This is a genomic window from Paraburkholderia sp. 22099 (genome assembly GCF_052045835.1).
In the GTDB taxonomy this organism is placed as follows: domain Bacteria; phylum Pseudomonadota; class Gammaproteobacteria; order Burkholderiales; family Burkholderiaceae; genus Paraburkholderia; species Paraburkholderia terricola.
Genome location: NZ_JBQEPU010000012.1, coordinates 1 through 14,836, shown reverse-complemented (window position 1 = coordinate 14,836; position 14,836 = coordinate 1). Strand labels below are relative to the sequence as shown.

The window sequence follows — 14,836 nt, the reverse complement described above, 5'->3', positions numbered from 1 at the left end:
TGCCGTCGCATCGAACCAGAAGAAAATCAGATGAAGATGTCGCGAAGAAACATTGCAATCCTGGTAGTCGGTTTTCTGGTCGTAGCCGGCGTCGTCATTCAGGCGGTGTGGCGACCTTTCGCACATCGCAAAGCCGCCGAAAGCGGCGAAATCATCCTCGATATTCACCACCCGGATGCCGTGATCGACAGCGAAGCGCTCTCGCGCTTGCCGCGCGACATGTTGCGCGTGCCGCTGCTGCATGACCTGCTGACTCAAGACTTCGTCGACTATTACGAATCGGGCAATACGCGCCTTTCCGCGGAAGGCGCACTGCGGCGTCTCGCCTTCGAACATCAACTCGATTGGCGCGACGAGTTGATCCGCCGCGTGTTCGACGAACCCGCGCACGTGCTGCTGTGGCGCTCGCCGGATGGCCGGCTCGGCTACTGGGCAATGTCGATGCGCCGCAACGGCCTCGCCAAACTGCTGCAAGGCTTGGGCAACGTCGCGGCGGGCGACGCGCAACTGAGCCAGGTCGGCAAGCTTTCCGGCGACGTGCCGGTGTACGCGTTGAAGCTGGCGGTGGGTCGCACGCTGTTGTTCGCGGCGAAAGGCGATCGCCTGGTGGTGCTATCCGCGCCCGGCGTGCTGCTCGACGCGAACGGCGGCTTGCTGAGCGAACGCGCTGACGCGGTTTCCGACATGCTCGCCTCAGGCCATGACGACGCGGCGCGCGCTTATCGCCTGGATGCCGGCCCGGATGCAGGCGGCGATGCGCCGAAGGGCCACCGTCTGGTGGTGTCGGCCAATTACCTCTCGTTCGGTTATCAGGCGTTTTTCTCCGGTATCGACGCGCTGCGCTTCGATTTCTCGCCGAACGGCGGCGCCGCTGCGAACTGGCAGACCTCGGCGCTCATCGAGCCGGGCAAGCTGCCGCAGCAGTGGAACAGCGCCGACCTGTGGCGCGCGCTGCCGGCCAATCCGGCGGCGTGCACGAGCTTGCCGGCGGACTGGAAAGCGGCGTCCGCGCTGCTCGGCAAGGTGGCCGACGGCGGCACGGATAACGCCGCCGCGATCGGCGATCAACTGGCCGGCCCTGCGGCTGTCTGCTGGTATGCGAAGTCGACGCTGGTCGCGCCGGTGTTCGTCGCTCGCCTGAAGACGCAGGACGCGGCGCGCACCGCCGCGTTGAAGGCCGCGCTCGGCAAGACCTTCGGCGACGTGATCGGCGCGTATGAAGCGAAGGCCGCGAAAGCCGATGGCGATACCGCGAGCTATCGCCGCTTGCCGGTCACCACGCGCGATCAGGGCGCCGACGTGACCGTGTGGCAACGTCCGGTTAGCGCGCGCTCGGGAACCGCGTTGACGAGCAAGGCGGCATTCGCGTCGCAGCTTTCGGCGGAACGTTATTTTCCGGTCACGCTCGCCTTGGCGCACGGCTATCTGATCTTCTCGCCGGATGCGCGTCTCGTCGACGATACGCTCGCCGTGCTCGACAAGCGCTATCCGGCGCTCGCCGATACGCTCGCGCCGCAGCGTCTGCCGCGCACGATTCTGACGCTGACGCCTTCGTCGGCGGCCGCGTTGATCGAACGCGAAGCGGGCGCGGCGTTGCCGGCGGATCAGGAGGCGGTGTTGCGCAACGCGTCGCGCACCCATCTCGCGCCGAAGCTGCACGCATTTGCGCGCTATCCCGCAGTGTCGTTGACGCTGCCGCAGAATTTACCGGGCTCGACCGGCTGGGTGCCGGTGGAGTGGTGGTTCGATCGCGCGAAGGCCGGTGCGGGTTCGGATGCGGTGGGCGTTGTCGAGACGCCCGCCGATCAGCCTGGCACCGAGGGCGATTAAGTGCGTCGCTTTCGTTTCTCCGGCGTGGCGTTTGCGATGAAGGCGAGTGGGCCTCGGCGCATCGTCGCGGCGCGTGCGGCCTCAACGCAAACCTCCGCAGCGCAAACCCCGGCAGCGCAAACCCCCGCCCACGACACACCTGTCATCGCACGCCGACTCTGGCTGGCACGCACTGCCTCTGCATTCGCACTAGCGACCCTGGCGCACCACGCCCACGCACTCACCGGCACCGCCGCCACGCCGGACCCCGACAGCCTCTCGCCCCGGCAATCCGCCGCCTTTCGCGCATGGTTCGCGCGCATCGTCGACCAGCAACTGCGGCGCGGCCCCACGCCACGCTGGACGCAGCGCGATTGCGCGGGCCTCGTGCGTTTTGCTGTCGGCGAGACGCTCAAGCCGCACGACGGCAAATGGCTGCGTGCAAACGGCATGACCAGCCTCGCGGACACGAGCAGCATGCCGCCCGAACTGCAACTGTCCGCGTCGCAACGCACGATCGCCAATCGCTGGACCCAGCTCGACGGTTCAACCGGCGCCTACGCGTCGGCGATCGCACTGATTCAACGCAACAGCCGTTTTGTTTCGAAGGACGTGAACCAGGCGCTGCCCGGCGACCTGCTGTTCTTCGACCAGGGCGACGACCAGCATCTGATGATCTGGCTGGATCGCTACATCGCTTATCACACAGGCACCGTTACGCCGACCGATACCGGTCTGCGCGCCGTGGCCGTCTCCGACCTGATGCAATGGAAAGATTCCCGCTGGCAGCCGCGCGACGGCAATCCGAATTTCGTCGGCGTGTTTCGTTTGGACTTTCTGACACCATGACCCGAATGAATTCCGTCACCGCGTCGAGCGGCTGGTTTGGCAACGCGCGGTGGCGCATGGCATTCACGTTGGCCGCGCTGCTCGCGTTCATGACGCTCGCCATCGCACCGGCAGCGTATGCGGACGACACAGCCGAGTCCAGCATCGCCGCGAACCCGACGCTGAATCCCGCGCCGTCGAGCAACTTCGCCTCGCAGAAGGTGGACGGCCAGCCGTTCTTTCTGCTCTCGGACGCGAGTTTCGGCAGCGATCAACTGGCGCAGGTGCGTCTCGAAGCGCCGGGCCGCGATTTCAAGGACGCGCTGCAAGCGTATGGCGGCGCGGACATCGTCGTGTATCGCGTGCCCAAACCGCTCGACTTCCTGAAGGCGCAAAAGAATCTGCACCGGCTGAAGGTCGCGCCGAATTATCAGGGCGAAGGGCTGGCGAACACGCTCGCGTATCTATGGGACCGCTGGTTCAGCGAAGCGCGCCGCGCATGGCAGCGCGTGTTGTCGTTCGCGACGCGCAGCAAGGCGACCGAAGCCGCGCCGCAATTCAAGCTCGGCGAACAGACGGGCAAGCCGACGCAGTTCGAGCAAAACTCGCAGTTCGCGCCGCTGAAAGGCTATGACATGGTCGCGCGTTTCCGTTATCCGATCTGGGACGCGAAGGTCATCCAGCCGCCGAAAGGCGTGAACCTCGAAGGCAGCAGCAGTAACTTCATTGAAGCCAGTTCGGGCAACGTGATGATCCCTGTCGGCAAGCTGCCGCCGGGGCTGTATATCGTCGAGGCGGTGATCGGCAACTATCGCGCGCATACGCTGCTGTTCGTGTCGGACACGGTCGCGGTCGTGAAGGCGGCATCGAGCGGCATGCTGGTGTGGACCGCGCGGCGCGATAACGGCAAGCCGGTTGCCAATACCGAGGTGAGCTGGACCGATGGCGTCGGCGTATTGCAAAGCGGCGCGACCGGCGGCGACGGTGCGCTGATGCTGCAACACGTGAGCCCCGAGCGCAGCTATGTGCTCGGCACCGATCCGCGGGGCGGCGTGTTCGTCTCCGAGAATTTTTACTACGACAGCGAGATCTACAACACCAAGATCTACGCGGTGACCGACCGTCCAATGTACCGGCCCGGCGATCCAGTGCATGTGAAGTTCATCGGCCGCACGTTCCAGAACGCGACGCAGTCGTCCGCGCCCGCCGAGGCCGACATCAAACTCGACGTGCTCGATCCGAACGGCGCGCCGGTGGCGACCAGCAAGGTGCATTTCGCGTCCGCGACGGGCGCGGAGGCGTCGTTCACGCTGCCCGCCGATGCCACCGCCGGCGGCTACACGCTGCGCTTCGATTACAACGGCGATGTGTACGGCAGCGCCTTTCGCGTCGCCGACTATGTGAAGCCGCATTTCGACGTGAACCTGTCGATGGACAAAGCCGATTACGCAACCGGCGAGCCGCTGAAGGGCAAGATCCAGTTGCGCTATCCGGACGGCAAGCCGGTGCGCGACAGCAAGATTTCGCTCACGCTGCGCGCGCAGAAAGTGACGATCGTCGACGGCGAATTGCGTTACGCCGGCTTGTTCCCGGTCAAGCTCGAACAGCAGGAGTTGAAAACCGATAGCGACGGCAACGCGAATCTCACGCTGCCGGCGGCGAAAGAGCCGAGCCGTTACGCGTTGACGCTGTTCGCGCAAGACGGCGCGGCGTACAAGGTGCGCGTGACACGTGAAGTGCTGATCGCGCGCGGCGCGACGCCGTATCGTCTGTCGACGGCGAAGTCGTTCTCGCAGCCGAAGGAAGCGGTCAGCTTCGAATTGCAAGCGCTCGGTGCGCTCGATCCGTCGTCGCATGCGCCGGCCAGATGGGAATGGACGCGCCTCGAATCGCAGACGCACGGCGAAGGCGCGTTGAAGAGCGGGGCGGCAAGCGGCAAGCTCTCGTTCCCGGTGCAATTCGACGAACCGGGTTCATACACGCTGTCGGTCAAGGACGACACCGGCAATCTGCTCGCCGCCGCGAGCCATTGGGTCGCGGGAGATGGCCTGAAGGCGATTCCGGGCAGCGTCGAGATCGTGTTCGATCGCGACAGGTACAAGATCGGCGACACCGCCGAAGCGCTGATCACGTTCCCGATGCCCGTCGACGATGCGTTGCTGACGCTCGAACGCGACAACGTCGAACGCCGCGCGTTGTTGACGGCGGGCGGCGACTGGCTGCAACTTCAGCGCGTGGCGCCGTCGCAATGGAAAGCGCGCATCAAGGTAAGCGACGAGTTCGCGCCGAACATGACCTTCTCGGTGCTCTACGTGCATGCGGGCGAGTACGTGTTTCAAAACGCGGGCATCGTGGTCGCGCAGCCGCAAATCGAACTGAACGTGAGAAGCGACAAGCCGGTGTACGGCCCCGGCGATACGGTCACGCTGAACTTCGACAGCACGCTGAACGGCAAGCCGGAAGCGGTGAACCTGACCGTGAGCGTGGTCGATGAAATGGTGTACGTTCTGCAGCCGGAAATCGCGCCGAACATCGTCGACTTTTTCTATCATCCGCGCCGCAACAACGTGCGCACTTCGTCGAGCCTGTCGTTCATCACGTATGACCTCGCGCGTTCGCCGTTGAAGGGCGCGCCGGGCGGCCCGCAACGCGCGAACTACAACGAGCGCGGCGTGAAGGTGCTGGAGCGGCCGCGCCGCGACGATCAGGACACGGCGGCGTGGGAAGGCAATCTGAAAACCGACGCCAACGGTCATGCCGTCATGACCTTCAAGATGCCCGACTCGCTGGCGCGCTGGCGCATCACCGTGCGCGCGGCGGCGCCGAACGGCATGGTGGGTCAACGCACCGCTTACGTGCGCTCGGACAAGGCGCTGTATCTGAAGTGGAGCGGGCCGACGCATTTCCGCGTCAACGATCAGCCGGCCATCGACATGATCGCGTTCAACCAGACCGACACCGACATGGACGCGCAATGGCTGGTCGACGGCGGCGGTCTCTCGTTGAATCAGAAAGTCACGCTCAAGCGCGGTGCGAACTATCTGCGGCTGCCGGGCGGCGCGCTGAAGGCCGGCGTGATCAATGCGACGTTGCGGCGTGCGGATAAAGACGTGGACCGCTTGCAGACCACCATCAATCTCGATGCGGGCGGCTGGCTCGATCTGCATCAGAATACCGTGGCGCTCGACGGTTCGAACAAGCCGCTCAATCTGCCAACCGACGCTCAGGATGTGAGCGTGCGGTTCATCGGCAACGCGGCGAGTCAATTCGCGCGCGTCGCCGACGATCTGATCGACTATCCGTACGGTTGCGCCGAACAGACTTCGAGCCGCCTGATTCCGCTCGCGCTCGCTCACGATGCGCTCGGCCGTGGCGACAACGCGAGTTCGACGCAAGGGCTCGACGCGCTGCTGCGCAATCAGCGGCAGCGTCTTGCGATGCTGGCGGGCGTCGGCGGCACGTTCGGCTGGTGGGGCGATACAACCGGCGGCAGCGCGCTGATGACCGCTTACGCGTATTACGCGGACTGGCTCGCGAGCCGCAGCCTCGGCATCAGTCTGCCTGCGGGCAACTGGCAGCACGCGATGGACGTTTATCGCGATGCCGGCGCGAAGGAACCGCTGCTGCATCGCGCGCTGGCGTTGTGGTTCATGCAGCAGATGGGCTTGCCGGTGGCTACGCCGGTGTCGGGCGTCGCCGCCGATTTGCTGAGCGATGCGGCTGCAATGTCGGGCAACGCGAACAACGCGGGCAAGGCGCCCGCGCGCAGCGGCGCGTATGGCGCGTCGGACAGCATCGTGTTCGCACAAGCCGATTCGCCGCGCGGCAAGCAGATGGCGACGCTGCTGGTGGCCGGCATGGCGCGCGGCACGAGTGCTCAACTGCCCGAAGCTTTCGACGTAGCCGCGAGCGCCGCACGCAGCGCGTTGAGCAACGATGCCGCGCCGCTCGTGCAAAGTCTGCTTTACCTGACGGGCGATGGCGGCGCTGCGATCGATGCATCGACGTTGCTCGCGAAAAGCAGCGCCGATTACCCGACGCTCGATCGCGCATTGACGCTGCTGTGGCTGCGCAAGGCGCTCGGCGGCGAGGCGGCGCCGGCTTCGCCGCCGTCGTTGCAAGGAGTGGGCTGGACGCGCACCGCGACGCCGACCGGCGCACCGCTCTGGAAGTGGACCGGCACAGCACGCCCCGAAGGAAGTCCCGTTGGGGGACTACCCGCCACACTCGATGCCGGCGCCACCCGCGCCGACGTCAACGCACTCGTGTCGTTCCGCAGTCATACGAGCGAGGACAGCCGGTTGAACATCACCGTCGAACGGCGGTTCTACAAGCTGGAACCGCTCGACGTGAAGCCTGATGCGAAGAAGCAAGCCGCGCCTGAAAGCCAGTTGGGACGCGCCGCGTTCACCGCGCGTCTGATGAAGCAGGGCGATGCGATCGACAGCAACGCGCTGTATGTGGACGAAGTCACGCTCACGCCGCGCTCGGGCAACGCCTACCACTACGGTCTGCTCGACGTGCCGCTGCCGCCGGGCGGCAATGTCGAGGCGACCAGTTGGGGCGTGTCGATCGACGGCTTGCCTGGCGCGAAGGAGGGCGGCAGCGGTCCGCAGCCGTTCCAGCGCGTCGCTTCGTATGAGATGGGTGAACTGGCGTATCACCAGCCCGTACCGTTGCTCGATCGACCCGTGACGCTGCGGCAACTGGTGCGCTTCGCATTGCCGGGTACGTTCGCGTTGCCGCCCGCGCGCTACTTCCGCATGTATCAGCCGGACGCGAAGGCGTTCGAAGGCGGCAAGAGCGATCGCATGACGACGCTGCGCATCCAGTAGCGAGGCCGCCATGTTCAGCGCGCTTCGGTACACGCGTGATCGCCTGGCGGCGATGCTGCGGATCGCGCTCGCCCTGAGCGTGGGCTGTGCCTGCGTCGATGGCGTGAAGGCGTATGCGGCGGCATCGTCGGTTGAAACGCCTGCTGTCGCTTCGGCGCGGACGCTGCGCTTCGCGTGGTTGCGCGACGGCGAGAGTCAGCTTTGGCAAGTCGATACGGGGAGCGCCGGCGTCGCCGTTTCAGCGCAGTCCGCGCGCCCCTTGCCGGCGACGCTCGAAACGCCGCTCGGCAGCGTGTGGAAGCTGTTCGTCTACGGCTATCTCGTGGACCGCAACATCGCCACGCCGGATTACACGTGCAGCGGCGGCGATCCCGAAGAAGCGTATTGCTGCATGACGGGCGGCCGCATCGACCGCGAACATGCACTGGTGCAATCGTGCGGACGCTTTTTCGAACCCGCGCGCCTGCAACTCGACGCCGCCGACTGGCGCAAGTATTGGACGGCCGCGCACGCACCCGCGTGGCTGCGCAACCTCCATGCGATGACGCCGACGCAACGCGTCCCGGTGATCGATCTGCTCGCCGCCTTGCAAGCCATGCCCGCGCGGCCGCGCGAAGCGGCGGCGAGCACGCTGGTATCGGTGCTGACGAGCGGACGCGGCGAGGGCACGGTATCGCTGTACGGCAGCGTATTGCGCGCCAAGACGTGGACGATGCCGGACCCGGCGCGGCCCGGCGCATCCATCGGCGGCGCGGCGGGCTGGCTCGTCGACGGCACGCCGGTGTGGCTGGGCGGCCCGGGCGGCAGCGCGCGCGTGCTCGCCGCCGCCGCGCCGCGCATCGCGCCGCTGCTCACGCAAGTCACCGTGCCGGATGACGGCGCCTGCGTGCTGGTCGATTTTTTCAGCCGTTATCCGATTCGTGAAGTGCTCGGCGACCGCGGGCCGGCGGCCGCGCCGGAGGGTCCGCTGCGGGGCGAGTTCCGCGTGGGCTTCGTCAACGGCAATTGGGCGCGCGTGCAAAGCCGCGGCGAATTGCGGCTCGATCGCAGCGCAACCGGAGCGCCGCAAATTGTCGGCCGCTTCGGCATGAACGATTACGTTGCTCGCGTGGTCGAGCGGGAGGGCGATACGAGCGAGCCTGAAGCGGCCAAGGCGCTGGCGGTGGCGGCGCGTACCTACGTGGTGCAGCACGGCAGTCACGATCACGGTTGTTTGCGTATCGACGACAGCAGCGGCACGCAGCGCGTTCTACCGCGCGCGCCAGGCGCCGCCGCGCGCCGTGCCGCCGATCTGACGGACGCGCTCGTGCTGACCGGCGTGCCGGTTCAGTATCACCACGACAAGGCGGCAGCGGGGCAGATGAGTTGGCTCGCCGCGAAGGCGTCCGCGCAAGGCGGCCTCACGTTCGACGCGATTCTCGCGCGCACCTGGCCGCAGGCGACGTTGACTGCGTTCCAGAGTCCGCTGTCCGGTGATTGCATCGCGGTGGCCGGCGCGCAGCAATGGCTGCGGCGCAATGCGCCGTTGTGGGCGCGGCGCATGGACGGCGCGGCGGGCTACGAGACGCCCGATCTGCCCGCCGTGTGCGCCGTGCGCGAAGGGCGGCCGTATGCGGACGCGCAGCGCAATCGCGTGTACGTGTATCGCCTGCAGACGGAGGAAGACCGTATCGCGCTGGCGCATGAGTATGTTCACCTCGCGTTCCAGCATCATCCGCGTGGCGTCGATGAGACGTTCGTCGAGCGTACCGCTCGCACGCTGATCCGTACCGACAATCCGATCCAATGAATCACGACATGCGTTCTTTTTCAGTCATGTCGTGCGGGACGCGTTTCAATCAAAACACGCCGGACAAACGGCATGACAGCGGGACAGGAGCGGTAACGATGAAGGTCAAGACGACAGGGTGGGTGAAGGGCGGCTGCAGGGTGCTCGTCGTTGCGTGTTTGCAGGCCGTGCCGGCGGCGCACGCGAGCGATGTCGACTTCGCCGCGCCGTTGAACGGCTGGCGCAACACGGGCGGCGACAACGAGCGTTATACGCAGGACGTGCACTACCCCGCGGTATCCGTGTCGACGCCGGAGGGCCAGTCGAAATTCGCGCTGATCGAAGGACACATCCGCAACGCGCCGAAGAAGAAAGGCAACACGGTGGCGACGCTGGTGGTCGACGGCACGCCGTTGCCGCAGCGCGTGGAGGAAGATGGCAGGTTCTCGCGGCCCTACGCGTTTCCTTCCGGCAGCAACGGCGTCGAACTGCGCGCGCCGGACGGCAGCCGCAAGCGCGTGCAGTTCTACGACGCCTACAGCGGCAAGACCCAGCCGAAGCTGCGCGTGGTGCTCGCGTGGGACACCGACGGCACCGATCTGGATCTGCACGTCGTGTCGCCCGACGGCGCGCATACCTGGTACGGGGAACGCGTCGCGCCGAACGGCGGCGCGCTCGACGTCGACGTGACGACCGGCTATGGTCCGGAGATTTATTCGTCCGCCGCGCCGCTGAAGGGCACGTATCTGGTGTTCGTGAATTGCTACGGCAGCGGCAACAGCGGCAGCGACATGACCGTCGCCCAGGTGAGCATCATCACGAATGAAAATACGCCGAACGAAAAGAGCGAAACGATGCGGGTGCCGCTGCGAAAGGCCGGGGAATTGACGCTCGTGAAAACCTTTGTCATGCCGTGAGGCGGCGTGTGTTTGCCGCTCGAGACCCCGGTGCGGTCAGCGGCTCGAATCTCAATTCGCTCAATGACTTGCGCAAGTCTTGCCCAGGATATCCACAGGCTTGCGCACGGTTTCTGTGGACAAACCGACATGGCCGGTCCCGCTGCCGATAGTCCGGGAATGCAAACGGGCGGGAGCAATCGTCGGCGTGCGCGCGGCCACACAACTCCTCGTTTCGGGCATGGCCGATGCTGTGGCAGAAGTGCTGCTGTTCTAACGGGAGAACCGACATGGCACAAGCTGAAACCACTACGAAGTCCGCTACTCAACCGCCGGGCGAGCAAGATGCGCTGGCGCTGCTCGAAGCGGACCATCGCGCAGTCGAGAAGCTTTTCGAGGCATTCGAAAAGGCGGGCGACGATCTGGAAGAGAAAGCGACGCTGGCCCAGCGTGCGTGCGAGGAGTTGACCGTGCACACGATCATCGAGGAAGAACTGCTGTACCCGGCAGCGCAAGCAGCACTGCCGGAGGACGGCAAGCTCGACGTCGAGGAAGCCTACGTCGAACACTTTCTGGTCAAGACACTGATCACGAAGTTCGAGACGCTGAAAGCCGGCGACAAGGGATTCAATGCGACCTTCAAGGTGATGTCGGAGATGGTGCTGCATCACGTCGAGGAAGAAGAAGGCGAACTGTTTCCGGAGTTGCGGCGCACGAAGTGCGATCTGGCCGCGCTCGGCAAGAAGATCGTCGCGCGCAAGGAAGCCTTGCAGAGCAAGCTCGATGCAGCGGGGAGCCGCTCCGTTGGCGATAAGACGTAAGCGGGTCCGCAAGATTTCCCTTGCCGGATGTCGCGTTGGGACGGGCACTGCGTTTTTTAGAGCAGTGCCTGCGTTCGTATGAAGTTTGTGATCCCCGCTCGCGTTTTCCACGACGTCAGGCGTCGCAAGTCCAATACGGTGCCCGGTTGTAGTACGCGTGTAGGGACGTGCCCCATTGCATATCCGTCATCGTCGGCCAGTTGTCCCTGTCGAAGCCCGGCGCGCTTCCGATGCGCTCGGCGGGTGCGTCGAGCACGAAGCACTTGTCGTCGGTGTCGAGCGTGAGCGCGTTCCAGGGTATTGCATGGAGCGTGTCGCCCACGCCGAGAAAGCCGCCGCTCGAGAGCACCGCATAAGCGATACGTCCGCCGCGAACGTCGAGCATGATGTCCGAGATCTTGCCGATATATTCACCGTCCGATGACATCACCTTGTTTCCATCTAGCGTGGAAGCGGCCATTACATCCGGACCGGGACCTTCGCCGATGCCGGTTCCAACGATCTTTGCACCTTGCCTGGCCGCTGCGGGTGCCGGTTCCTTGGGATCGAGCGTGGTCATGGTGTGCTCCTTGGAGAAACCTGGGCACAGAGCGCGCAAGGAGTATGCCCCATGCGCGTCGGCGATCGCGCCGGTAATCTCGGCAACCGTTACTGGTCGAAATTACGCAACCGTCGGCGAGGTGCGGCCGGTGCTCGCGCTTACTGTTCCTTACCGTTGCTCAAGATTCGCGCCGTGGGCGTCGATAGAACTTGTAACCCGCCGTGCTGTTGAACTTCCGCGACGGGTTGGGCAATGCATGCCTTGAGCGAAATGAACGGAGATTGCTATGCAAATCGACAGTGCGTTGTCGTCCACACTGCCGGAACCGGGACGCGCGGCGACGAAAAACTCACGCGCGGCCGACGATGCGGCGGTTCAAACCAGGGCGACGGCTGAAACGTCCACGCAGGACGAGGCCGTCCACATCTCCGCGGAGGGCGCGGCAACGGCGGCACAAGAGGGTAAGGCGGTCAACGACGACGCAACAGGCGATTCAGCGGCAGAAGACGCCGCGGCGCCCAATGTTTCGGCGGTTCAGTCGTTTGCATACGGCACGCTCGGTCTCGAGCGTCCGGACGAGCCTCATGAGGAACACAACGCGTTTTATACGGCGGGTCGTTGGCTGGCAGCGGGAATCACCATCGGGGGGATCATCTCGCTGCTGGTTTGAATGGGTGTCTAGGCGGGTTTGAGGCGGAGGGGGCGCTTGCCGTGCGTGAGGCACGGCAAGCGCTGTTTCTTAGCGGTCGAGGAACGACTTCAGTCGATCGGCGCGGCTCGGGTGCATCAGCTTGCGCATGGCCTTGCTCTCGATCTGACGAATCCGCTCGCGCGTGACGTCGAACTGCTTGCCCACTTCTTCAAGCGTATGGTCCGACTTCGTGTTGATGCCATAACGCATGCGCAGCACCTTCGCTTCGCGCGGCGACAGCGAGTCGAGCGCGTCGTCGATGGCGGCGCGCAAATCGGCTTGCATGGCTGCGTCGGCCGGCGATGAGGCCGCCGAATCCTCGATCATGTCGCCGAGCGTGGCGTCGCCGTCGTCGCCCACCGGCGTTTCCATCGACACCGGCTGCTTGGCGATCTTCAGAATGCCGCGCACTTTCTCTTCCGACAGCTCCATGCGTTCGGCCAGCACGGAAGGATGCGCTTCCTGACCGGTCTGCTGGAGGATCTCGCGCGAGATGCGGTTGAGCTTGTTGATCGTCTCGATCATGTGCACCGGCACGCGGATCGTGCGGGCCTGGTCGGCGAGCGAACGCGTGACGGCCTGACGAACCCACCACGTTGCATACGTGGAGAATTTCCAGCCGCGCCGGTATTCGAACTTGTCCACGGCTTTCATCAAGCCGATGTTGCCTTCCTGGATCAGATCGAGGAATAGCATGCCGCGGTTCACGTATTTCTTCGCGATCGAGATCACGAGGCGCAGATTTGCCTCGATCATCTCGCTCTTGGCCTTGCGCATCTTCGATTCGGCCGCGACCATCTGGCGGTTGATCTCTTTCAGATGCTTGAGCGGCAGCGAGACGGTTGCCTCGATGTCGATCAGCTTTTGCTGTTCCGCCTGGATCGCCGGCAGATGGCGCTCCAGCGCCGCACCGTATGCCGACGCACCGCGCGCCGCGCGTTCCGTCCAGCCGAGATCGGCTTCGTGACCGCCAAACGATTCGATGAACTTCTCGCGCGGCATGCCGCTCTTCGTCACCGCGATTTGCAGAATGTTGCGCTCGATCGCGCGAACCTGCGCGACCTGGTGTTGCACGTCGCCGCACAGGCGGTCGATGGTGCGCGCCGTGAAGCGGATCTTCGCGAGGTGCTGCTGGATTTCCTCGCGTGCGCGCTGATAGGCTTTCGAGCTGACGTCGCCGCGCGTGTGCGAGGCGTTCATCTGGTCGGACAGCATGCCGACCTGAGCGAAGATCTCGAGGCAGTCGCTCGTGAGTTGCTTCAGGCGTGCTTCGTCGGCAGCCGAGGAATCGGCCGGGGCGATGTCGTCGTCGTTATCGCTGTCGTCATCGTCGCTCGTGTCCGTGTCGACGTCCGCTGCTGCGTCCGGGGCGGCGCTGTCTTCTTCGGCCGCGAGCGTATCTTCATTCAGACCGTCGACCAGTTCGTCGATGCGCAACTCGCCGTCGGCAACCTGCTGCGCGCTCGCCAGAATCGCGGAGATCGCGAGCGGGCAAGCGGCGATCGCCTGCACCATTTCGTGCAGACCGTCTTCGATGCGCTTGGCAATCGCGATTTCGCCGGCGCGGGTCAACAGTTCGGTTGCGCCCATTTCGCGCATGTACATGCGCACGGGGTCCGTCGTGCGGCCGAATTCCGAATCGACCGTCGACAACGCGACTTCGGTTTCCTCGTCTGCCTGATCGTCCGACACCACGGCAGGGGTGTTCGAGTTGAGCAGCAGCGTTTCCGCGTCCGGGGCCTGCTCGTAGACCTGCACGCCCATGTCGTTGAACGCGCTGACGATGCTGTCGATCGCCGCCGTTTGCGTGAAGTTGTCGGGCAGGTGGTCGTTGATCTGCGCGTGGGTCAGGTAGCCTTGCTCCTTGCCCAACTGGATGAGCGCACGCATCTGGCGCTGACGTTCTTCAGCCTGCTGCGGCGGCAATTCTGCCGCCACGGGGATCGCTTTGCCCGCGCCCTTGCCCTTGGCCGTGCGGCCCGAGGGCGCCTTGGGCGTGTAGCTGGCGGCTTCGTGTTGCGAATCTTCGCGATCAAAAGGGTTCACGTATTCTCCTCTAGAGGCTTCGCTATGAGACGCAAGACGCTACCGTCAGGCGTTTCGAGCATGGCTCAACATCACCTGAGTGACTCAACGCGGTTGTTTGGGTGTGCTCTGGGGAGCAAAAAAGATGAGCCCGCTCGAAGCGGGCCGATAGACATGTGCGAAATTCGCGCGGCTCGCATTATATACGAGCTTGCGCCTTCGCGCGCGTTGTGCGCAGGTCAATTTGTCGTGCACGTTTGTCGCAGGCCCGTTTTCTGGCCCGCCGGCTACGCGGGCAGTTGCGTGTGTGGGTTTTTGATGATGATCAGCGCGCCGTGGTCAAGGGCAAGTCTCTCACTATAGACGAAGTCGTTCGTCCTCACATGCGACAGAGTCGTTTCCGCGATCTCGCTACATATAGACGAGGTGTGTTTGTGGCGACGATTGGCGCTTGCCGGAAAGAAAATTCACCAAAGGGGGTTGACGACGTGTCGGTCGTTCTCCATAATCTCGTTTCTCTGCTGCAGATGCAGCGACGCAGAACGAAGCGGTGCCGGGTGGTTGAAGTGGGCGTCGTGACGGTGGTGAATGCGTAAGTGATCTTTAAAAACTAACAGCCGAT

General features: G+C 64.6%; 9 protein-coding genes. 7 read left to right on the top strand and 2 right to left on the bottom strand.

What is annotated here, in order from left to right:
• The first annotated feature begins 30 nt into the window (after positions 1–30).
• The 6 genes from ACTJLC_RS13520 (at position 31) to ACTJLC_RS13495 (ending at position 10,957) form a co-directional block, all read left to right on the top strand.
• Complete coding sequence (locus ACTJLC_RS13520; RefSeq protein WP_310131031.1) at positions 31–1,830, top strand: DUF2138 domain-containing protein; 1,800 nt, start codon at positions 31–33, stop codon at positions 1,828–1,830.
• Positions 1,831–2,658, top strand: a complete 828-nt coding sequence (locus ACTJLC_RS13515; protein WP_310131034.1) for a DUF1175 domain-containing protein — start codon at positions 1,831–1,833, stop codon at positions 2,656–2,658. It abuts the gene before it with no gap.
• Complete coding sequence (locus ACTJLC_RS13510) at positions 2,655–7,472, top strand: alpha-2-macroglobulin family protein (RefSeq protein WP_310131037.1); 4,818 nt, start codon at positions 2,655–2,657, stop codon at positions 7,470–7,472. Before ACTJLC_RS13515 ends, ACTJLC_RS13510 begins: the two co-directional genes overlap by 4 nt.
• 10 nt (positions 7,473–7,482) lie before the next feature.
• Positions 7,483–9,261, top strand: a complete 1,779-nt coding sequence (locus ACTJLC_RS13505) for a DUF2300 domain-containing protein (protein WP_310131040.1) — start codon at positions 7,483–7,485, stop codon at positions 9,259–9,261.
• Positions 9,262–9,359: 98 nt separating this feature from the next.
• Entirely contained in the window at positions 9,360–10,157 is a 798-nt protein-coding gene (locus tag ACTJLC_RS13500) for a YfaP family protein (RefSeq protein WP_440844221.1), read from the top strand.
• Between the two features lie 269 nt (positions 10,158–10,426).
• Positions 10,427–10,957: a hemerythrin domain-containing protein gene (locus tag ACTJLC_RS13495; protein WP_310131043.1), complete on the top strand. Its 531-nt coding sequence runs from the start codon at positions 10,427–10,429 to the stop codon at positions 10,955–10,957.
• Positions 10,958–11,072: 115 nt separating this feature from the next.
• Here the strand turns inward: ACTJLC_RS13495 and ACTJLC_RS13490 are convergent, their stop codons facing one another.
• Complete coding sequence (locus tag ACTJLC_RS13490; RefSeq protein ID WP_310127279.1) at positions 11,073–11,516, bottom strand: PRC-barrel domain-containing protein; 444 nt, start codon at positions 11,514–11,516, stop codon at positions 11,073–11,075.
• Between the two features lie 268 nt (positions 11,517–11,784).
• Between ACTJLC_RS13490 and ACTJLC_RS13485 the strand changes: the two genes are divergently transcribed.
• Complete coding sequence (locus ACTJLC_RS13485; RefSeq protein WP_244745496.1) at positions 11,785–12,168, top strand: hypothetical protein; 384 nt, start codon at positions 11,785–11,787, stop codon at positions 12,166–12,168.
• A gap of 69 nt (positions 12,169–12,237) precedes the next feature.
• Here the strand turns inward: ACTJLC_RS13485 and rpoD are convergent, their stop codons facing one another.
• Positions 12,238–14,235: an RNA polymerase sigma factor RpoD gene (gene rpoD, locus ACTJLC_RS13480; protein WP_083081643.1), complete on the bottom strand. Its 1,998-nt coding sequence runs from the start codon at positions 14,233–14,235 to the stop codon at positions 12,238–12,240.
• Positions 14,236–14,836 lie beyond the last annotated feature (601 nt).

What these genes read in the sequence shown, in the direction of transcription:
- ACTJLC_RS13520 (WP_310131031.1), top strand. Translation starts at nt 31, where the DNA reads ATGAAGATGTCGCGAAGAAACATTGCAATCCTGGTAGTCGGTTTTCTG.
- ACTJLC_RS13510 (WP_310131037.1), top strand. Translation starts at nt 2,655, where the DNA reads ATGACCCGAATGAATTCCGTCACCGCGTCGAGCGGCTGGTTTGGCAAC.
- ACTJLC_RS13505 (WP_310131040.1), top strand. Translation starts at nt 7,483, where the DNA reads ATGTTCAGCGCGCTTCGGTACACGCGTGATCGCCTGGCGGCGATGCTG.
- ACTJLC_RS13500 (WP_440844221.1), top strand. Translation starts at nt 9,360, where the DNA reads ATGAAGGTCAAGACGACAGGGTGGGTGAAGGGCGGCTGCAGGGTGCTC.
- ACTJLC_RS13495 (WP_310131043.1), top strand. Translation starts at nt 10,427, where the DNA reads ATGGCACAAGCTGAAACCACTACGAAGTCCGCTACTCAACCGCCGGGC.
- ACTJLC_RS13490 (WP_310127279.1), bottom strand. Translation starts at nt 11,516, where the DNA reads ATGACCACGCTCGATCCCAAGGAACCGGCACCCGCAGCGGCCAGGCAA.
- ACTJLC_RS13485 (WP_244745496.1), top strand. Translation starts at nt 11,785, where the DNA reads ATGCAAATCGACAGTGCGTTGTCGTCCACACTGCCGGAACCGGGACGC.